Annotated in this window: 17 protein-coding genes; 12 read left to right on the top strand and 5 right to left on the bottom strand. The window is 60.0% G+C overall.

Annotated elements, in window-relative coordinates; translation table 11 throughout:
* The first annotated feature begins 53 nt into the window (after positions 1-53).
* Positions 54-614 (top strand): hypothetical protein, encoded by a 561-nt coding sequence (locus QZR14_RS07895; protein WP_250607747.1) that lies wholly within the window; start codon positions 54-56, stop codon positions 612-614.
* Between the two features lie 59 nt (positions 615-673).
* Here the strand turns inward: QZR14_RS07895 and QZR14_RS07900 are convergent, their stop codons facing one another.
* The 5 genes from QZR14_RS07900 to QZR14_RS07920 all read right to left on the bottom strand — a co-directional run bounded on the left by QZR14_RS07900 (position 674) and on the right by QZR14_RS07920 (position 10746).
* Positions 674-2395, bottom strand: a complete 1722-nt coding sequence (locus tag QZR14_RS07900; RefSeq protein WP_311996272.1) for a hypothetical protein — start codon at positions 2393-2395, stop codon at positions 674-676.
* A 353-nt stretch (positions 2396-2748) separates the two neighbouring features.
* Positions 2749-6225 carry a calcium-binding protein gene (locus tag QZR14_RS07905; protein ID WP_311996273.1) on the bottom strand — a complete coding sequence of 1159 codons (3477 nt, stop codon included), beginning with the start codon at positions 6223-6225 and terminating at the stop codon, positions 2749-2751.
* Positions 6226-6274: 49 nt separating this feature from the next.
* Positions 6275-8137, bottom strand: a complete 1863-nt coding sequence (locus QZR14_RS07910; RefSeq protein ID WP_311996274.1) for a hypothetical protein — start codon at positions 8135-8137, stop codon at positions 6275-6277.
* Between the two features lie 529 nt (positions 8138-8666).
* On the bottom strand, positions 8667-9983 hold the full coding sequence (locus QZR14_RS07915; protein ID WP_311996275.1) for a bifunctional DedA family/phosphatase PAP2 family protein: 1317 nt from the start codon (positions 9981-9983) through the stop codon (positions 8667-8669).
* Positions 9984-10050: 67 nt separating this feature from the next.
* Positions 10051-10746, bottom strand: coding sequence for a DNA-3-methyladenine glycosylase (locus tag QZR14_RS07920; RefSeq protein WP_311996276.1), 696 nt, complete (start codon positions 10744-10746; stop codon positions 10051-10053).
* 177 nt (positions 10747-10923) lie between these two features.
* Between QZR14_RS07920 and QZR14_RS07925 the strand changes: the two genes are divergently transcribed.
* From QZR14_RS07925 to lipB, 11 genes are all read left to right on the top strand, one after another.
* A complete protein-coding gene (locus QZR14_RS07925; protein WP_311996277.1) occupies positions 10924-12195 on the top strand; it encodes a glutamate-5-semialdehyde dehydrogenase in 1272 nt (423 codons plus the stop codon).
* Positions 12196-12211: 16 nt separating this feature from the next.
* The gene (gene nadD / locus QZR14_RS07930) at positions 12212-12886 is read left to right on the top strand and encodes a nicotinate-nucleotide adenylyltransferase (RefSeq protein ID WP_442967390.1); all 675 of its coding nucleotides are present in this window, start codon (positions 12212-12214) and stop codon (positions 12884-12886) included.
* A gap of 72 nt (positions 12887-12958) precedes the next feature.
* The gene (gene rsfS / locus QZR14_RS07935; RefSeq protein WP_250607760.1) at positions 12959-13453 is read left to right on the top strand and encodes a ribosome silencing factor; all 495 of its coding nucleotides are present in this window, start codon (positions 12959-12961) and stop codon (positions 13451-13453) included.
* A 9-nt stretch (positions 13454-13462) separates the two neighbouring features.
* Entirely contained in the window at positions 13463-13930 is a 468-nt protein-coding gene (gene rlmH / locus QZR14_RS07940; protein ID WP_003185785.1) for a 23S rRNA (pseudouridine(1915)-N(3))-methyltransferase RlmH, read from the top strand.
* A 10-nt stretch (positions 13931-13940) separates the two neighbouring features.
* The gene (gene mrdA, locus QZR14_RS07945; RefSeq protein ID WP_311996279.1) at positions 13941-15836 is read left to right on the top strand and encodes a penicillin-binding protein 2; all 1896 of its coding nucleotides are present in this window, start codon (positions 13941-13943) and stop codon (positions 15834-15836) included.
* A gap of 31 nt (positions 15837-15867) precedes the next feature.
* Entirely contained in the window at positions 15868-16971 is a 1104-nt protein-coding gene (gene rodA, locus QZR14_RS07950; protein WP_095048844.1) for a rod shape-determining protein RodA, read from the top strand.
* Positions 16972-16988: 17 nt separating this feature from the next.
* Positions 16989-17999, top strand: a complete 1011-nt coding sequence (mltB, locus tag QZR14_RS07955; RefSeq protein WP_250607766.1) for a lytic murein transglycosylase B — start codon at positions 16989-16991, stop codon at positions 17997-17999.
* Complete coding sequence (locus QZR14_RS07960) at positions 17999-19009, top strand: septal ring lytic transglycosylase RlpA family protein (RefSeq protein WP_250607768.1); 1011 nt, start codon at positions 17999-18001, stop codon at positions 19007-19009. Before mltB ends, QZR14_RS07960 begins: the two co-directional genes overlap by 1 nt.
* A 187-nt stretch (positions 19010-19196) precedes the next feature.
* Positions 19197-20354, top strand: coding sequence for a D-alanyl-D-alanine carboxypeptidase family protein (locus tag QZR14_RS07965; RefSeq protein WP_250607770.1), 1158 nt, complete (start codon positions 19197-19199; stop codon positions 20352-20354).
* 85 nt (positions 20355-20439) lie between these two features.
* Positions 20440-20715, top strand: coding sequence for a DUF493 domain-containing protein (locus QZR14_RS07970; RefSeq protein WP_027612895.1), 276 nt, complete (start codon positions 20440-20442; stop codon positions 20713-20715).
* Positions 20715-21362 (top strand): lipoyl(octanoyl) transferase LipB, encoded by a 648-nt coding sequence (lipB, locus tag QZR14_RS07975; RefSeq protein ID WP_250607771.1) that lies wholly within the window; start codon positions 20715-20717, stop codon positions 21360-21362. Before QZR14_RS07970 ends, lipB begins: the two co-directional genes overlap by 1 nt.
* The last annotated feature ends 15 nt before the right edge of the window (positions 21363-21377 follow it).

The raw sequence follows: 21377 nt of genomic DNA on the forward strand, positions 1-21377 counted from the left end.
TTGCCTGCCGTTTCGGTTAATCGACGGCGGTTTGTTTACAGGTGGTTAATCCCATGGCTATAGCAAAAATAAACAATCAAACATTCACTGCGCATCTTTATCTGGATGGCCGGCCAGTGGTACTTAATCAACAACGTCTGCAACAGGCTCTGCGTAACCTGCGGATAACCAGGAGCGAGAAACTGGATGCCGAAGTGGGGCTGGCAGATGCGCGTGTCTGCAGTTTCATAACGTTGGCTGACCATGAAGACGACACACCACTGCTGTTGAAGTTTGTCCCCAAGGGTGACGAATATGCCATCAGCCTTGTACTCGCGGGAACATTCGATGGTGCGCGGTTATTCATGGAGGACAAGACTCATAATCTGTTGGCCAGTACCAGTGCGCCAGAGCAGTACTTTTCAATCAGCACGTCGGGTGCTTCAAAGGCCTCCTTCAGTCATATCGAAGCCGGTCCTGCCTATCTCGAGTTGATCCGCGAACCTGATGACAAGCCCTTGTATCGTCACATAAGCAGCGGAATGAGCACATTCCTCGACGTCGATCCTAACAAAACGGGGCATAACGCCTTCAATCACAAACCTGCAATATTTGTGATCAAGGTTATCAAATAGCGCCCAGCCGCTAGTCAATGAAAAGGCGCCATTCAAGTTTGGGTGAATGGCGCCTTTTTTCAGGTTCGGTAATGTTCGGGTACCGGCCAGACAATGTCGTCGGCGAACGTCTTGTCGCCTTTGGGCAGATCAAGAATCACGCCGCCAGAACCGGCGATTTCATCGATCAGGCTGTCATAGGCGCTGACGCCAAAGGCAGCGCGACTGTCGGTTCCCGCCCAGGTCGCCTGTTCGATGGCAGCGACGCGGTCACCCGCCTGCGCCAGCACATCGTTGACTCGGGCGGCTTTCGTCAGGTCTGAACGCACCAGCCAGAGCCGCTCGGCACTGATGCCGCGCGTGGGCGTAGAGATATGCCCCTCCGTGTCGTCGAAGAGGAACTTGCCGTTGGCGGGGTTGAATGCCTTGTTCTCCGCACCCGGCACCACTTCCAGACCCCGGGTATCAATGGCGTAGACGAATGACGTGGTTTGCTGGCGGCGCGTGGATTCATAACCTTTCGAGTCATCGAAGACGAAGGAGCTGTCAGAGTCAGCCTCGTCGCCGGTTCGTTTACCCTCCGATACCGAACTGCTGCCTGAATCGGAGGATTCGCCGGTGCGACCTTTGGAGCTTTGAGGGTTCACGCCGGGAAAGCGATTGGCCTGCGAGTTGTAATGCAACTCGTGATAGAAACCGCCCTTGGTTGCCGCGTAGGCGGTGGCATCATGCAGCCCGAACGTGGCACTCAACGCGCGCTTGTTTGTAGTGCCAGTGGGATTGCCTTTGCGGTACATCATTCGACCATCCCTGGCCAACTCGAAGGGCAACCGGGTTTCACCGCGGAACATCGCCGGAATGTCGGTGCGATACAACATGTCGTGGCGGGTTCGCCGATAGCCGAGGTGGGCCGCGTAATCGGCTAGAAAGGCGTCGCTGTAGCGGGTGGCGGGCCAGTGATGGTCGAGGGCCAGCCCTTGGCTGCGCAATTGCTGAACGTAGTCTTCCAGCTCTTCGCCGATCAGTTTGAAGCGCTGCTCATTGGTCGCATCGAGCGTCAGGCGTTTGTGCTGTTCAGCCCATTGCGGTATCTGACCATCACCCGACTCTGTGCGCAGCCGACACAGTTGGTCCTGGGTCAGGTTGTAGCTGCGCTGTAATTGCAGACGCTGGGCGAACGGCATGTGTGGATGCAGCCACTTCAGTGAATCAGCGACAAATAAATGGTCTTCGGTGTTCTGCGCGCGAAGTGCCCAGTCCGGTGGCTTGCCGGCCGCTTGTGCTTCCGTGCGGAAGGCGGCAACCCGGCTGTCATCCAGAATGTACATGCGCTGGATGTCCTGATCCGACCAGTGTGCAAGTGGTGCATCAGCCATCCTGTCGCGCTTTGCCTGCGCGGGATCAATGGCAATCCAGTGGTGTTCCGGATCCTTGATGGCATAGCCGAGGATGGCGTCATCGCCGGTCGTTCCGAGAGCGCGAAAGGTGTAGTAACCGTCAGCATCCGGTGTCGCGGAAAACGTGTAGTCATCAACGTTCAGGAAGGTGAGGTGCCGATCCAGGCTCCACAGATTGCCTTGCGTGGTCCGGTAAATGGGTGGGCCAGGTGCCAGGCGCCAGAGGGACATCACGCGATAGGCCCTGAGCTCGGCATCGTATTGAACACAAACGTGGTGTCGGCCTTCGGTGCCGGGCAGTTGCACGTCCACCCAGTCCTTGGCGAGATAACGCCGGATGCCCGATTCATTCGGCACTGGCAGATCGCCGAAATACGGATGGGCGAAATCTTCCAGCGACGTCATCGAAAGATCCGCTGTGTCTGTGGGTAATCTCGGTGTGACGCTCACTTCGATAGGGGAGGTTTTTGCTCGGGAGCTACCGGGTTCCTCCAGGCGCGGTCGCTTGGGTGAGGAGGGCACATCGATCGGTAGATGCCCCGGAATGTTTTCGGGGTCTGGAAATATCGCTCTGCTCGCTGAATGATCGGCGGGTAGCGGTGTGGAGGTGGCGGGGGTGTCGACGGTGGGTGATTTAGGCCGAGGCCCCGGTTTTTGGCGCATGAATAAACTCCGTTTTTGCCAGTCAGCCTGTCCGTAGGCTGAAGTGAGCGGGTGCCCGTGTGGACGTCAGATCCAGACGGGCACGTGGTTGAGGGTCAGGTCTTGTCGATTGGAAAGACCAGGTCTTGCAGGTTGATTGGCACCAGTGGAGCGCTGGCCAGACTCCAGTGTTTCCTGACCGAGTTGTAAACCACCGTGCCGATCGTTCCGGTGTTGATGCCGATGTGGGTTACATGAACCCTGGCCGCCAGTTCGTTTCGTTGTTGATGGGCATTGATCTCGGCCAGCAGGGCTTCGACATCGGCGTAGCCACGTGCATCGATGACGTAAAGCTGCAGCACTTCAAACAACAGCGACACTTCATAAATGTTGCCGGCCGACGTGGCCACGTTGATGGATTCCACCGGGGCGTCATCTTCGATATCGGGCAGTTCGACGGTGACGCTGGCGATGCGCAGACGGTTGCCGTCCAGTTGGATGTCGTCGCGGGTGACTGTTTCTTTCAGCGTGTGGGTGTACAGCGTCCAGGTTGAAGCATCGGCGGTTTTGGCCGCTGCGCCTGGCGTCGAAAGGCGAATGATGGTGTTGCTGGCAAGATGAACATCGTACGTCGAACTCTGACCATCGAGCACATAGATGCCGGTGTGCGAACCCGTTTCGATCGTGATGCGGCTGGGTTCTGCCGTTATCAGCGGTTTCACGCTGGCCAATGGTCTGACAAATCGATAGTTGCCCTTGCGTTGCTTGAGGCAACTGCGGGTGCTGCGTACGCGGGTGCCGGGATTTTTTGCATCGTCCTCGTAATTCAGTACGGGAACCTGAAGCCGGTAGGAAACCTGGTCCTGCAGAATCAGGACCACGTTCTGCTGCAGGCGTGGCGTGGTGACTTTCAGGCTGTTTCTGCCGCTGTAACCGGTGGCCGCCGCGATGGTCTGGATCACGCCTTTGAACATCACGACTTTTGACGGCAGCCTGACCGACAGGGTGAAGTCCGTGTAGTACAAGTGGCTCGTGCCAGAAACGCCTTTGCGCACCTGCACTTGATAACTGACTTGCACATCGATGATTTCAGCGCTGTCGAATTCCAGATAAACCGTGCGGGCGGTTTCGGCGGTGTTGCGCTGGGCAACAAATTCCACCTGACGCTCGGTGCGAGCCAAGAAGTGCTGCTTCAAGCCCTGTTCGGCGATCTCGACGATGCCGCCGTTAACGATCTGTGGCGCGGCAGCGGGTTGGCCAATGACGACCACGACTGGGGTTATATCCTGCTGCGACGCCTCACCTGGCTGCCTGGGTAGTTGAACCAGCAACTCGTAACCATCCTGGGTCTTGAAGCGGAATCGGTCATTGTTCAACTGGCGTTTGCCATCGACCCATTGGTAGACGTTTTCGAGGGTCAGTACATGTTCCGGGTCGTGGCCATCCTCGCCGCGCAATGAGCTGATCACCAGTGAAGTGCCGACGATCTGCCAGCGCTGGATGATTTCCGCCGGCCAGCCGAACTCGATCAGGCTCGACGCCTCACCGTCCTCGACAATCGTCGTGCGGGCGTTGCTGCTGGCGATGTAAAAACGATCTGCGCCACTGCCGCCCTCTACCCGGCAGTCCCGTCCGTAGAGGGCAATCGTGTCGTCGCCGGCACCGGCGCTGATGCGGTCGTAGCCATTGGCGGAAATCTGATTGGCCTCGTCGTTGCCGCTGACCCGGCTGGTGCCCCTGCGCAGGGTCGAGACGTTTTCGATCGACGTGAGTTGCGCGACTTCAACGGCATTCACCTCAGGATCCAGACCGCGCAGCGCCACCCTGCCGCTGTGCAGGTTGATGTCGTGACCGATGTGGCGGGTGTCGCTGAGCGGGCGGCTGCCTTCGAAGGCCAGGGTGTCGGAACCTGCGCCGCCATCCAGCACGTTGAGGTGCGCCGGTTTACTGATGAGGTTCAATTCCTGCTCGGTGATGTCCTGATAGAACGCATCGTTGCGGTCGCCCCCGGTCAGAGCCTTGTGATCCGCCCGATAGGTAAACAGATTGGGCTTGTTCGCGACCCCGATAACCCGGTCATTGCCATCACCCAGGCGCCAGAAAATGCCTTTGTCGTCACCGGCACTGCCCGACACTTTGCCTTTGAGGTTGGCGGGCAGGCCTTTGCCGGCATCGATCACATCGTCACCGCCGACAACCACGGCCTGGTTGTCGAGCTTGAAGGGTTGTTGGCCGGCGCTTTCATTCCATTGATAGCGCCAGATTTCAACGGGTTTCAATTCAACCTGAAAGGCACCGTTGATCACGTGTTCGATGGAGTGCTTGTAGGCGTTCTCCAGCATGTCCCGGGCCGACAACTCCAGTTGGCGCTGGTGGTCGCGATAGCCCTTGGCGAGCTTGAAACGATCGAGCACGTCACTGTCCAGTTCCTTATTGGTGAAGGCGAACCAGCCGGAGCGCAGGCGTTCTTCAAAGGTCAGTTCGATGTAATCGTCGATGTCGTCCACCACGCGGGCGGCCTGGTAGATCATCGAGGCGGCGATGAGCAATCCGGCGGCGACCAGCCCGACCGGCCCGGCGACGCTACCGAAACCGGCCAGGGCGGCGACGCCCAGCACCAGACTGATGCCGGCTCCCGCAACGCTCAGACCACCGCTGACGTAGTGATCCTGGGCGGCTTTGCCCTGCGCCGCCGCGGCAGCGTTGAACGACTTGATGGCATCGGCGATATCGAAGGGCAGGGTGATGGCGCTGGCGAACATCCCGGCACCGCGGCTCATGTATTTGCCCACCGACGTCAGCGGGAAATACTTCAGCGCGTTGCCGCCATTTCTGAGCATGGCCTCACCGGTCTTGGTCAGCCCGCGTTCGATGATCAACGAGCCGAATTCGGCGGCGATCGAGCCGCCCTGGAAAAACGCTTCCAGGGTGTCACCGTGCTTGATCGCGTCGATCATCGCCTTGTAGCCGCTGTAGATGCCGAACGCTTGCATGCCGACCCCGGCACCGCTCATCAAGTAGCTTTTGTTTTTGCTGATCCAGCCCGGGGCATTTTCCAGTGCGTCGGCACGATGGATATCCAGTTTTTGCGCAGCCTTGCCCAACTGATTCAGGCGATCCACTGCGCTGCCGGGGTCGATGGTGGTATCGGCGACGAACAGCGCCCCGGCATCGACCGAGCGCTTGCAGGCAATTTCATAAAACAGCATCGCTGCCACATTGCTGTCCGGGGTGTCCACGGACAGCAAACGTGCCTGCACCCGGTCTGCGTCGAAATTGAGCCCATCGAGAAAGTGTTGATCGACACGCTGCATGCCGGCATTCGCCGGGCTGATGGGCTGGCCGTGCACGGTCGCGCCCAAGGCCTGGAGTTCCACGCGACTGGTCAGGATCTCGCCGATGCGCAAGGGGCCGAAATGTTTGTCGAGGGATTTCAGCGTGCGTCGATAGGCGGCGTCAGCATCCTCTGCTGGCATTGCGCTGTTGAGCGTGCCCGCCTGCGGTGCATGGGGGTTGGCCGAGGCACTGACGGCGGTGACCTGAATCAGGCTCTGGTCGGCCATGTGTGCGGGCGGAGCGATAAGTTTTGACATGTCATTAATCCTTTAATGAAAGCGCATGACCGGTGTCCCTACCGGCGTGTCACTGATGTTGCGTTGTCGACGTTGCCGGTGCGGGCCAAGTGATGTCGTAGGCGAATTCGTTGCCGTTGCCGGACAGCCTGATTACGGGCTTGCCAGCGGCCTCGACGTTGTCGATCAAACGGTCGTATTCAGAGGTGTTGTGGTGTCCGGCATGGGTGGCGCCTTCGATGCGCTCCGCGCTTGCGCCTGCCTGGTCGTTGAGGTCATCGATCCTGACGGCTTTGGACAGGTCCGAGTGCAGCAACCAGATGCGATCGGCGTCCAGTCCGCTGCGGCTGACCGAGATCAGTCCTTCGAAATCATCGGAGGGAAACCAGGTGGAGGAGGTGTTGCGGGCCGCTGAATTGAAACTCATGTTGTCTTCATGGGGGACCACTTCCAGATTGCGGGTGTCCAGCACGTACAGAAACATTGCATTCTGCTTTTCACGGATGCTCCGGTACTTGCGATCGTGATCCCATGGAATCGGGCTGTCAGGGTTGGACCAGCCGGAAGAGCTGCTGCTATCGCTATCACTGCCGCTGGCATCGCTGTCCGAGGACGACTCGTACCTTTCGCGCCCCGGGTGCTTGTTGAGTTGCCGGCTGAAACGCAAGTACTCAGGATCGGGCTCGCTCGCGTACATCTTTCCTTCCTTGAGACTGAAGGTGGCGCTCATCGGTTTGTGCGTGGTGGCTCCGCGCTCGTGGTGATACCGCGGCAGCATGAAGCCGTCACTGGCGAGTTCGAACGGTGTGCGATCATCGCCACGGAACAGCGCCGGCACATCCGTGCGATACAGGCAATTGTGCTGGTTGCGCAAATAGCCGAGTTTGCTCAAGAGCGCTTCGCGTACTGTCTCGGTCATGCTGCTTTCGAGGCTGTACCAGTCATGCCGCACATCGCGCTTGAGGTTGAGTTCCTGGACAGCGTCGCGGCTCAGTTGGTCGAGACGTTGCGGATGGTTGATGTCGTCGACCAGGCGTTTGTGCGCCTGCGCCCATTGCGGCATTTTCAGTTCGGTCTTCAGATCCTGTTGCAGGCGGGTCAATTGGCTGGGCAGCAAGTTGTAGGACTGCAGGAATGCCTTGCGTTGCGCAAGGTTCATGGCTGGATTCAGCCAGCGCAGGGCGTCGTGCAGCAAGTCGACGAACGGGTCCTGCGTCGCCTGGGAGATAACCCATTGCGGACGTTTGCCACTGGCCTGGGCGTCAGCACGAAAACGCAAGAGATCCTTGCCATGAATGCCGTATGCCAGCCAGATCTGGTGATCGGTCCAGTGTTGCAGGTGCGTGGGCCGGGCGCCGAAACCGCCGGCAGGTGGATCGACCGGGATCCAGCGACCGGAGTGATCCTTGAAGGCAAACTGCGGGGCCATGCTGTCCGCGCCGAAGGTGGGAGTCAGTTCGTAATAGCCTTGGGCGTCCGGCGAGCGCAGTGACGCTCTGTACAGGTGCGCCGCGAGGTGGGCAGGCCGAGGCTGTTTTGCGACGGGCGTGATACCGGGTTGATCGCCAGCGGGCAGTGCAGGTCGTTTCGTCGAGGGCATGGCGGGCGCCGGATGTTCCGTCAGGCGCCAGGTTTGTCGGCCCTCGTTCCTGTAAAGCGCCGGCCCGGATGCGGAGCGCTCGGTGATCAATTTGCAGCGATACTGCCCGGCGGTATCCTGGCCGACATGGGTGGTGCGCACGCCTCCTTGATATTCGACGTCGACAAACTGTCGTCCGACGATCCAGCGAAAACCGTCGTCATCCGCCGTGTTCATCCCGCGCAGGAAATCCTCGCGCAGCCAGTAGATGTCCGGCCCGTTCTCCCGTGCATGATGGGGCGCGCGTGCTGTCGGCATGGCCTGGATGACCACCGCTGGCGGGGTGGTGTCCATGCTCGGCTGGCCTCCCGCGAATTGGCCGGAATCATGGCTGCTCGGCAAACCCGGTAAGCGGAAGGTGGATGGTCCACTTGCCGCAAAAGGAGGATCGGTTCGCAGCGGCGCAAATGGGCCCGGTTCAGGTTGTTGCGTTGAGGCTGGGGCGGGTTTGCGGGGTATCTTCGGACTCATGGAATACTCGAAATCAGTTGATGAATTGAAACCCTCGCTCGCTAAGTTGAGTTGTTTGGCAGGCAGGCAAGTGCAAACAGGCTCACTTGGGATGGCGAGCAAGTATCGGCGGGTTTCAAAGGTTGTGGATTTAATCTAACGGGTTTTTCGAGTTATGGAAGGCGTAGTTAAGCGGGTTTTTATCTAATGTGTAACTTCAATTCTTTTGGTTTTTTATTGTGGGAAGTTGCAAGTTTTCAAGTAAGAAGTTTTATCTCGGTTGAGCAAAATTTAATAAGAGAAAAGCGCTGCTCTTGTCGGAGAATTCCTAAAAGAGCAGTGCGAAGGGAATAAGGCTTGTGCATCGCCTGATTCAGTAGGCGTAACGCAACAGGGTATGAGGCAAGTGTCGCAGGACGAAGAAACCGAACAGCGCCAACATCGCCGGCAGGATCAGCCACCAGATTTTGAATGGCATGGAGTTGAGTGGGGTTTTGCGCTGACTCAGCCACAGGGCAGCGGCGCAGACACCGGCGGCAAGCATGGCGCCGGCCAAGACGTCGGTTGGCCAATGAGCCCCCAGATAAACTCGCGACAGGGCGATGGAAAGGGCCGGAATACAGGCGATCAGCAGCCAGGTCAGGCGCATGCGTGGCGGCTGGCCACGGCCGGCGAGTACCGCCAGCGTCAGAAACAGTGCGAACGAACCTGAAGCATGGCCACTGGGCATGCTGTAGGTGGTCAGTGGATCGGTCAGCACTTCCGGGCGCACCCGGGCAAAAAAGTATTTGGTCCCGGTGTTGGCCAGTGCGGTCACCAATAGCGTGCCGCCAACGAAGATCGCCTGACGCCATTGCCGGCACAGCAGCAACAGACCGGTCAGCAGGACGCTGAACAGCAGCATGTTGCGGAACTCGCCGATCAGGGTCAGCGTGACCGCAATTTCATCCAGCATCGGCTGGCGATGTTCCTGCACCAGCGTCATCACGCCTTGATCGAGTGCTGTCAGGTACGGATAGCCGATAAACAGGCCAATCAGGATCAACAGGCTCATGCTGCTGATCCAGATGGTCGCCCGGCGGTGGCGACGCAGACTGCTGTTCACGCTGAGACCAATCATGGCGGCGATGCTGCCAGCAACGATGCCGGCTTCCAGCCAGAACCCTTCAGGCAATGGCAGGCGGAAGGCGGCGCCGGTGGCCCAGCCCGGCAACAGGTAGGCCAGACTCCAGCCGGCGGCGGCCAGCAGACTGACCGCGGCAAAACGCGGAAAGGGCATGTCGCACATACCGGCGACCATCGGCAGCATCGGCCGCAACGGGCCGATGAAGCGGCCAACCAGCAGACTGGCGATGCCGTAGCGCTGGAAATACGACTCGGCGCCGGCCATCCATTCCGGATGATGCCGCAGCCCCGGCAGGCGCCGAATGTTCTGATGGAAATGGCGGCCGAGGAAATATGAAACGGCATCGCCGAGAATCCCGCCAAGGAACCCCAGCAATAGGGTTTCACTCAGCGACAGGGCGCCGCTGCCGGCCAGCACGGCGACGGCAAACAGCAGCACGGTGCCCGGCACGATCAAACCTGCAATCGCCAGGCATTCCACAAAGGCAACAATGAACACCGCCACAGCCAGCCACTGTGGATTGGCCGCCAGCCACCCGGTAATGCTATCGAGCCATGGGCCCATACAGAAAAACTCCAATCATTGATTAACCCCGCAGGCGCAGCCGTCGGCAGCCCGCAATGGCGTGTGTTTACCGCAAGAAATAATCCCGACCTTCGACCTGACCGCGTCGCAGCGGGTTCCGCGTGCACCATTGCGCATAGTTGGCGTCGACAAAGCGGTACATCAGGTGCTCGTCACGGCCATGGGGAATGCCCAGGCGTGTGGTTTGAATGATGTGCGAAGGTGCCGGCCCGGTGTCTTCTACCAGAAGCACTTCATGATCGAAACGCTTGGCGTCCCACACTGGCACTTTCAATCCCAGCGCTTTGCACAGCAGGGTTTGCCCGGCGCAGAGCTTTTGCGAAGGCCGCGCACGTCCCTGTGCGTCGGGATTGTTCAGCAGCATCTGCGCCAGACTTGCCGGCCCGCTGATTTCATCGACCCACGGATAGGCGGACTTGATCAATACCGCATTGCCCGGACCCTGGGCGCTGAAATTCAGCGAATCACCGCCCCGGGCGTAATACATATAGATGTGGCCGCCATCCAGAAACAAAGCCTTACGCTTTTCTGTGTAGCCCAGCGAGGCGTGGCTGCCTTTTTCTGCGCAGTAATAGGCTTCGGTTTCGATGATTCGCGCGCTCAGCCACAGGTCGCCGACCCGGTGACGAATGACTTTGCCGAGCAGATCCTGCGCCAGCACTTGCGCATCTCGGTCGAAAAAGGCGTCCGGCAGCCCCAGCGGCAGGCGTTCGGCGCGGTTGCGAACGGTCAGGTTGGACATGGCAGGCAATGTTTATCCAGGCTCAGGAGGTCGTGATGATAACAACGCGCGGCTTAATTGGGCCTGAACGCCGGCGAATCCGCGTTCATTTCGACCATCCGCCCGTCACCGCTGTTAGTCCCGGGACGCGACAGCTATAATCTGCCGCTTTCCTCTTTGCCAAGACCCCAGCAGACCATGACTGAGTCCGTTCTTGACTACATGACCCGATTGGGTCGCGCCGCCCGCGAAGCCTCCCGGGTCATCGGCCGTGCCAGCACCGCGCAGAAAAACCGCGCCTTGCAGGCTGCTGCCAATGCCCTGGACGCCGCCCGCGCCGAGCTCGCCGCAGCCAATGAACAGGATCTGGCCGCCGGTCGCGCCAATGGCCTGGAGCCGGCGTTGCTGGAACGTCTGGAACTGACCCCGGCACGTATCGACGGCATGATCGTCGGTTTGCGTCAGGTCGCCGCGTTGCCGGATCCGGTCGGTGCGATCCGCGACATGAGCTTCCGTCCGTCGGGCATTCAGGTCGGCAAGATGCGCGTGCCGCTGGGGGTGATCGGGATCATCTACGAATCCCGTCCCAACGTGACCATCGATGCTGCCAGCCTGTGCCTGAAGTCCGGCAACGCGACCATTCTGCGCGGCGGCTCCGAGGCGATTCATTCCAACCGGGCGATTGCTGCGTGCATTCAGCGCGGTCTGGCTGAGGCCCAATTGCCGGCTGCCGTGGTGCAAGTGGTCGAAACCACTGACCGTGCCGCCGTTGGCGCGATGATCACCATGCCCGAGTACGTCGATGTGATCGTGCCGCGCGGTGGCCGTGGGTTGATCGAGCGCATCAGCCGCGATGCCCGGGTTCCGGTGATCAAGCATCTGGACGGTATCTGCCACGTTTACGTCAGTGCCCACGCCGATCTGGCGAAAGCTCAGCGCATCGCCTTCAATGCCAAAACCTATCGCTACGGTATCTGCGGTGCGATGGAGACGCTGCTGGTCGACCAGACTGTCGCCAAGGATTTCCTGCCGTCGATGGCGGGCCAGTTCCGCGAAAAAGGCGTCGAACTGCGCGGTTGCGAGCGCACACGGGCGATCATTGAGGCCGTTGCCGCCAGTGAAGACGACTGGAGCACCGAGTACCTGGCGCCGATCCTGTCGATTCGCGTGGTCGACGGCCTGGATCAGGCCATTGAACACATCAACCATTATGGCTCCCATCACACCGACTCGATTGTCAGCGAAAACCTCGCCGATACCCGCCGCTTTGTGGCGGAAGTCGACTCGGCCTCGGTGATGATCAACACGCCGACCTGTTTTGCAGATGGATTTGAATACGGATTGGGTGCCGAGATCGGCATTTCTACTGATAAGCTGCACGCCCGCGGCCCGGTGGGCCTTGAAGGACTGACCTGCGAGAAATACATCGTGGTCGGTGACGGCCAGTTGCGCGGCCAGGCGCCGGTCTGACTTGACCGACCTCGACCTGACAGCGCCGCAAGCCGGCAGCGAGTCCCGCCCCCGACGCATTGGCGTGCTGGGCGGCACGTTCGACCCGGTGCACATCGGCCATTTGCGCGGTGGGCTGGAAGTCGTCGAAGCGCTGGCGCTCGACGAGTTGCGCTTGATGCCGAACGCTCGGCCACCGCATCGCGGTACGCCGCAGGTGTCGGCGCGGGATCGCTTGGCGATGGTCGAGTGTGCGGTGGCCGGATTGCCGCCGCTGATGGTGGACGCCCGCGAATTGCAGCGGGACAAGCCGTCATGGACCATTGATACCCTGGAGTCGATGCGCGCTGAAATGCCCGCCGAGACCCAGGTTTTTCTGCTTTTGGGCTGGGACGCATTTTGCGGCCTGCCCACTTGGCACCGCTGGGAAGAGTTGCTCCAGCATTGCCACATCCTGGTGCTACAGCGCCCGGACGCCGACAGCGAACCGCCGGATGCCTTGCGCAACCTGCTGGCAGCGCGTTCGGTGAGCGACCCGCTGGCCCTGAAAGGGCCGAGCGGACAGATTGCATTCGTCTGGCAGACACCGCTCGCGGTTTCTGCCACCCAGATCCGTCAACTGCTGGCCAGCGGTAAGTCGGTACGTTTCCTGGTGCCCGACGCGGTCCTGGCCTACATCGATGCGCACGGTCTGTACCGTGCGTCGAACTGAACAAGGCGTGCTTCACTGATACGAATCCACGTGTCGCCAAGCCGCCGAATATATGAGCAAAACGAGTTTTATATGACTGACAAAGACCAAACCAAAGTAAAGCGCAAAGGCACATTCAAGAGCGCTCCGCTGCCTGAGCCGGTCAACACCAACGAGCCGCTCACTGGCGCGCAACTGGTCGACCTCGCCAAGGAGGCCCTGGAAGACGTCAAGGCGCAGGATATTCAGGTCATCGATGTTCGCGACAAGCAGAGCATCACTGACTACATGATCATCGCCACCGGTACGTCCAACCGCCAGATCAACGCGATGCTCGACAAGGTTCGTGAAGAAGTCAAAAAGAAGGGCGCCAAGCCGCTGGGCGAAGAAGGCAAGGGCGACAGCGACTGGGTGCTGTTGGACCTGGACCTGGTGATCGTGCACATGATGACTGCCTCGGCACGTCAGTTCTACGACCTGGAGCGCCTGTGGGCCGGTGCCGAGCAAAGCCGTGCGGCCGACGCCAAGCACCACAGCCCGGAAAACACCCACGAGCATTTCACCAAGCTCAACAAAGACCAGCTGTAAGGGATTGCTGTGCGACTGCGCCTGATCGCCGTCGGTTCACGCATGCCCAAGTGGGTGGAAGAAGGCTGGCATGAGTATGCCAAGCGTCTTCCGTCCGAGCTGGCGCTGGAACTGGTGGAAATACCGCTCAATACCCGTGGCAAGAATGCCGACGTGGCCCGATTCATCCGCCAGGAAGGCGAAGCCATGCTGGCCAAGGTCGGGCCGAACGAGCGGATCGTCACGCTGGAAGTCCACGGCAAACCCTGGAGCACCGAGCAACTGGCGGTCGAGCTTGACCGCTGGCGGCTGGATTCGCGCACGGTCAACTTCATGGTCGGTGGCCCGGAAGGGCTGGCGCCGGAAGTCTGCGCCCGTGCCGATCAGCGCTGGTCGTTGTCGCCGCTGACGTTGCCGCACCCGCTGGTGCGGATCCTGATCGGCGAACAGTTGTACCGTGCCTGGACCGTGCTGTCCGGTCACCCTTACCACAAGTAAGCCAGCCCTCATGTCTCAGCCGATCCGCATCAAGGACCACGAAAAGGACGCACGCCTGGTGCGTAGCCGCGTCGTGTTCGGGGCCATTGCGATCATGCTGCTGATCGGCGTGTTGATCGCGCGGCTGTATTACTTGCAGGTGATCCAGTACGAGTACCACTCGACGCTCTCGGAAAACAACCGTGTCCACGTGCAGCCGATTCCGCCGACCCGTGGGTTGATCTTCGACCGTAATGGCGTGGTAGTGGCGGACAACCGCCCGAGCTTCAGCCTGAGCATGACCCGCGAGCGTTCCGGCGACTGGCAGCAAGTGCTCGACGTCATCGTGGAAGTGCTGGAGCTGACGCCCGAGGACCGGGTGATTTTCGAAAAGCGCATGCGTCAGGGGCGCCGGCCGTTCGAGCCGGTGCCGATCCTGTTCGAGCTGAGTGAAGAGCAGATTGCCCGCATCGCGGTGAACCAGTTCCGCCTGCCGGGTGTGGAAGTAGTTGCGCAGTTGGTTCGTCACTATCCGCAGGGCGCGCACTTTGCGCACTCGGTCGGTTACATGGGGCGGATCAACGAGAAAGAGCTGAAAACCCTCGATCCGGTCAACTACAGCGGCACCCACCACATCGGCAAAACCGGCATCGAGCGTTTCTACGAGCCGGAATTGCACGGTCAGGTCGGTTACGAAGAAGTCGAGACCAACGCCCGTGGCCGCGTGCTGCGTGTGCTCAAACGCACCGATCCGATCCCCGGCAAGGACATTGTTCTGAGCCTGGACATCAAGTTGCAGGAAGCTGCCGAAGCCGCATTGGGCGGGCGTCGCGGTGCGGTGGTGGCGCTGGATCCGAAGACCGGTGAAGTGCTGGCCATGGTCAGTCAGCCGAGCTTCGACCCGAACCTGTTCGTCACCGGGATCAGCTTCAAGGCCTACGCCGAGTTGCGTGATTCGATTGACCGGCCGCTGTTCAACCGTGTGTTGCGCGGTCTGTACCCGCCGGGTTCGACGATCAAACCGGCGGTGGCGATTGCCGGTCTCGATTCCGGTGTGGTGACAGCTTCGAGCCGGGTGTTCGACCCGGGCTATTACATGCTGCCCAACTACGACCACAAATACCGTAACTGGAACCGTACCGGTGACGGCTTCGTCGACCTCGACACGGCGATCATGCGGTCCAACGACACCTACTTCTATGACCTGGCGCACAAGCTTGGTATCGACCGGTTGTCGTCCTACATGAACAAGTTCGGCATCGGCCAAAAGGTCTCGCTGGACATGTTCGAAGAATCCCCCGGCCTGATGCCGTCCCGCGAGTGGAAGCGAGCGACGCGCAAGCAGGCGTGGTTCCCCGGCGAGACCCTGATCCTCGGGATCGGCCAGGGCTATATGCAATCGACCCCGCTGCAACTGGCCCAGGCCACCGCGCTGGTGGCCAACAAAGGCGTGTGGAACCGTCCGCACCTGGCCAAATCCCTCGAAGGGGTGAAACCGGTGGACGAGAATCCGATGCCGGACATCATCCTGCGTGATCCGTCGGACTGGACCAAGGTCAACCACGGCATGCAGCAGGTGATGCACGGTGCTCGCGGTACCGCGCGCAAAGCCGCTATTGGCGCGCAATACCGCATCGCCGGCAAGTCGGGTACCGCGCAAGTCGTGGCGATCAAACAGGGTGAGAAATACGACCGCTCCAAGGTTCAGGAACGCCACCGCGACCACGCCTTGTTCGTCGGTTTTGCCCCGGCCGATGATCCACGCATCGTCGTGTCGGTGATGGTCGAGAACGGTGAGTCCGGTTCAGGCGTTGCCGCGCCCGTGGTGCGTCAGGTCATGGACGCCTGGCTGCTCGATCAGGACGGACGTTTGAAGGCCGAATACGCCAGCCCAATCAGTGCGGAGGCTACGGCCCGTGATGAATAACTTTGATCGCATGCTCTCCAGTGAGGATGTGATGCGTCGCCGCGCGACACTGCTGCAAAGACTGCATATCGATGGTCCGCTGCTCATTCTGCTGCTGATTCTCGCTGCCGGCAGCCTGTTCGTGCTGTATTCGGCGAGCGGCAAGAGCTGGGATCTGCTGGCCAAACAGGCCACGTCGTTCGGCATCGGTCTGGTGTCGATGATCATCATCGCCCAATTCGAACCGCGTTTCATGGCGCGCTGGGTGCCGCTCGGCTATGTGATCGGCGTGGTGCTGCTGTTGGTGGTGGACATCATGGGCCACAACGCCATGGGCGCGACACGCTGGATCAACATTCCCGGGGTGATCCGCTTCCAGCCCTCGGAGTTCATGAAGATCCTGATGCCGGCGACCATCGCCTGGTATCTGTCCAAGCGCACGCTGCCGCCGCAGCTCAAGCATGTCGGCATCAGTTTGATGCTGATCGGCGTGCCCTTTGTATTGATCGTGCGTCAGCCGGACCTCGGTACTTCGCTGCTGATTCTCGCCGGCGGCGCGTTCGTGCTGTTCATGGGCGGGTTGCGCTGGCGCTGGATTCTCAGTGTATTGGCGGCGGCGATTCCGGTGTCGGTGGCGATGTGGTTTTTCATCATGCACGACTACCAGAAGCAGCGAATCCTGACTTTCCTCGACCCGGAAAGCGATCCGCTGGGCACTGGCTGGAACATCATTCAGTCGAAAGCCGCGATCGGTTCCGGCGGCGTATTCGGCAAAGGCTGGTTGCTCGGCACCCAGTCGCACCTGGACTTCCTGCCGGAAAGCCACACTGACTTCATCATTGCCGTACTCGGCGAAGAGTTCGGCCTGGTGGGCATTTGCGCGCTGCTGCTGATCTATCTGTTGTTGATTGGCCGCGGGCTGGTGATTACCGCTCAGGCCCAGACGCTGTTCGGCAAATTGCTCGCCGGGGCGTTGACCATGACGTTTTTTGTTTACGTTTTCGTCAACATCGGTATGGTCAGTGGCCTGTTGCCGGTTGTAGGGGTGCCGTTGCCATTCATTAGCTACGGAGGAACTTCGCTGGTGACGCTGCTGTCAGCGTTTGGGGTTTTGATGTCGATCCATACCCATCGCAAGTGGATCGCACAGGTTTGAATAAGGTGAAGAGTTCAATGCAAGTTATGCGTGGCTGGGCGACTCGATGCGCGCCATTGGTAGGTCTGATGGGCCTGCTGGGTAGCGTGCAGGAAGCGCTGGCCGGCGAATACGAAGGCTCGCCGCAGGTGGCCGAGTTCGTCGGTGAAATGACCCGCGACTATGGTTTCGCCGGTGAGCAACTGATGGCAGTGTTCCGCGAGGCGCAACGCAAACAGGCGATTCTCGACGCCATTTCCAGACCTGCCGAGCGGGTCAAACAATGGAAAGAATATCGTCCGATGTTCATCACTGACGCGCGTATCGCCCGGGGTGTGGACTTCTGGCGTCAGCACGAGGCCACCCTGGCCCGGGCCGAGCAGGAATACGGCGTGCCGGCACAAGTCATCGTGTCGATCATCGGCGTTGAAACCTTTTTCGGACGTAATACCGGTAATTACCGGGTGATCGATGCCTTGTCCACGCTCGGTTTCGACTATCCTCCCCGTGCCGAATTTTTCCGCAAGGAACTGCGTGAGTTTCTGCTGCTGGCGCGCGAGGAGCAGGTCGATCCTTTGACTCTGAAAGGCTCGTACGCCGGGGCCATGGGCCTGCCGCAGTTCATGCCGAGCAGCTTCCGTGCTTATGCGGTGGATTTCGACGGTGACGGCCACATCAACATCTGGAACAACCCGGATGATGCGATCGGCAGCGTCGCCAGCTATTTCAAGCGTCACGGTTGGGTCGCCGGTGAGCCGGTGGTCAGCCGTGCCGATGTCCGCGGCGAACAGGTCGATGAAGGCCTGACCAGCGGCATCGAGCCGACGAAAACCGTTGGAGAGTTGCGGGCGCTGGGCTGGTCAAGTCATGATGCGCTGCGCGATGATATGCCGGTTACTGCATTTCGCCTCGAAGGCGACAACGGCCCTGAATACTGGATGGGCCTGAAGAATTTCTACGCGATCACGCGTTATAACCGCAGCGTGATGTACGCCATGGCCGTACATCAACTGTCTGAACAGCTGGTACAAGCACGGGGCGTCAAGTAATGCGGGCATTGCCTAACAATAAACCCCTGAAGCTGGTGGCATTCGCTGCGTTGGCGGTGCTGGTCGCCAGTTGCTCGACCAGCCGTTCCCCGACTCAGAAAACCTCCTCGACCGCTGTGCGTGCGCAGCCGGGCCTGGATATCAACCGTGCGCACAAAGATGGCGCGCCATGGTGGGACGTCGACGTATCGCGCATTCCGGATGCCACGCCGACCCTGCACACCGGTCCATACAAGGCCAACCCGTACACCGTGCTGGGCAAGACCTACTTCCCGTTGCAGGAATCGAAGACCTACGTGGCTTCGGGTACGGCGTCCTGGTACGGCACCAAGTTTCACGGTCAGAACACCGCCAACGGCGAGGTCTATGACCTGTACGGCATGAGTGCCGCGCACAAGACATTGCCACTGCCAAGTTACGTTCGGGTGACCAACCTGGACAATAACAAGAGCGTGATCCTGCGGGTCAATGACCGTGGTCCGTTCTATTCCGACCGCATCATCGACCTGTCCTACGCCGCGGCGAAGAAGCTCGGTTACGCCGAGATCGGCACCGCGCGGGTCAAGGTCGAAGGCATCGATCCTCAGCAATGGTGGGCCGCCAAGGGCCGTCCGGCGCCTTTGATGCTCAACGAGCCGCAAGTCGCGCAGAATAGCGCCCCGGTGATCACGGCCTCGGCCGGCACCGTCGAGCAATGGACGCCACCGCCGCAGCAACATGCCGCTGACACCGTCCCAGTGCCGATGAGTGCAAAAAAAAACGCTTCTGCACCAGCGTCTGGCCAGTATCTGCAGGTGGGCGCGTTCGCCAACCCGGACGCTGCAGAACTGCTGAGGTCGAAGCTCAGCGGGATGGTGAGCGCTCCGGTGTTCATCAGCTCGATCGTGCGCAATCAGCAGACCCTGCACCGGGTACGCCTGGGGCCGATTGGCTCGCCGGGTGAAATCGCCCAGGTGCAGAACAGCGTGCGCCTGGCCAACCTGGGTTCGCCCAGTGTGGTCACCGAGTAATACGTAGAACTTGATTGACGGTTCACTTGCGGTATCGGGGGGTGAACCAGGTTGTTGGCTCGTCGAAGAACAAAAGCCCGGCAAGGGTGACTGGAGTGAGCAACTGAACACGCGATGGCTCGTTAGAAAGTCATCTGATTAAATTTTGTCCGCAAGGACAGTTTCCATTAGCGATTTCGAGAGACGGATGAACATCACCACCTTTGCCAAACGCCTGTGTCTGCTAGTCCCGCTGCTCCTCTCGCCAGCCGCCTTCGCGGCCGAGATGATGCCGTCGCCACCGCAACTGGCCGCCAAAGCCTACGTCCTCATGGATGCCGCCAGCGGCAACGTGCTGGTCGAGAACAACGGTGACCAGCGTCTGCCACCGGCCAGCCTGACCAAACTGATGACCGCGTACATCGCTACGCTGGAAATCCGTCGTGGCCAGATCGGTGAAAACGATCCAGTGACCGTCAGCGAAAACGCCTGGCGCACCGGCGGTTCGCGCATGTTCATCAAGGTCGGCTCGCAGGTGACTGTCAGCGATCTGCTGCACGGCATCATCATCCAGTCCGGTAACGACGCCAGCGTGGCGCTGTCCGAGCACATCGCCGGCAGCGAAGACGCGTTCGCCGACCTGATGAACAAGACGGTCACTGAACTGGGTATGACCAATACCCACTTCATGAACCCGACCGGCCTGCCGAACCCGGAGCACTACTCGTCGGCTCACGACATGGCGATCCTGGCCCGCGCGATCATCCACGAAGACCCGGCTCATTACGCGATCTACTCGCAGAAAGAGTTCTTCTGGAACGGCATCAAGCAGCCTAACCGCAATCTGCTGCTGTGGCGCGACAAGACCGTTGACGGTCTGAAAACCGGTCACACCGACGAAGCCGGCTACTGCATGGTGTCTTCGGCTGTACGTGACGGCCAACGTCTGATCGCCGTGGTGTTCGGCACCAACAGCGAAGTGGCCCGCGCCGCTGAAACCCAGAAGCTGCTGACTTACGGTTTCCGCTTCTTCGAAACCCAGACCTTCTATCAGAAGGGCACCGAACTGGCTCAGGCTCCGGTGTGGAAAGGCACCACCAGTCAAGTCAAGGCCGGCCTGGCTGAAGACCTGACCATGACCTTGCCAAAAGGCCAGCTGAAAAAGCTCGCTGCGAGCATGACCATGAACCCGCAACTGACCGCGCCAATTGCCAAGGGCGACGTGATCGGTAAAGTCGAAGTCAAACTGGAAGACAAGGTCGTGCACAGTGCTGACCTGATCGCTCTGGATGGCGTCGAGGAGGGTGGTATCTTCCGCCGCATGTGGGATAGCATCCGTCTATTCTTCTACGGCTTGTTCAACTGATTAGTGTTGACCTGCATGGCCCCGCCCCGATCCGGTGCGGGGCCATGCGCGTTATCACGGCTTGCGCTCTAGAGGCCGTTACGCCATGACCGATACCGAAGTAAAGGCGCCAAAGATCGAATTTCCCCAGACTGATTATCCGATTAAGGTGATCAGTGACACGGGCGTCGGCAACAAAGACAAGATCATCGACATCGTCAAGAAACACGCGACCATCAATGATGAGCGCATCGACGAGCGTCAAAGCAGCAATGGCAAATACACCACCATCCAGTTGCACATCGTCGCGACCGATCAGGATCAGCTGTACAACATCAACAGCGAACTGCGGGCTTCCGGTTTCGTGCACATGGTGTTGTGATGCCGGGCACGCTGGGCTTTCGCGAACTCGGCCAGATGGCTTACGAGCCGGTCTGGCATGCCATGCAACGCTTCACCAACGAACGCGGCAGCGATGCCGCCGACGAAATCTGGCTGGTCGAGCACCCGCCGGTGTTCACCCAGGGCCAGGCCGGCAAGGCCGAACACTTGCTGCTGCCGGGAGATATCCCGGTGGTGCAGGTCGATCGCGGCGGGCAGGTGACTTATCATGGTCCCGGCCAGTTGGTTGCCTACCTGTTGCTGGACGTGCGCAAGCTGGGTTTCGGCGTACGAGATCTGGTCACGCGCATGGAACAGTGCCTGATCGAACTGCTGGCCAGCTACGGTGTGACCGCCGCAGCCAAGCCAGATGCTCCCGGCGTGTACGTCGACGGAGCGAAAATCGCTTCTCTGGGTTTGCGGATTCGCCACGGTTGCTCCTTTCATGGCCTGGCTCTGAACGTGGATATGGACCTGGAACCGTTTCGACGGATTAATCCCTGCGGCTATGCCGGGCTGGCGATGACCCAGCTGAGCGACCACGCAGGATCGATTGAATTTGCCGAGGTAAGTGCCCGGCTGCGCGCGCAGCTCGTCAAACACCTCGACTATGCTGAGCAGACGACCCTGACGGGCGGAATCGACTGATATGACTACTGATGC

Source organism: Pseudomonas sp. rhizo66, from assembly GCF_031931925.1.
Classification (GTDB): Bacteria; Pseudomonadota; Gammaproteobacteria; order Pseudomonadales; family Pseudomonadaceae; genus Aquipseudomonas.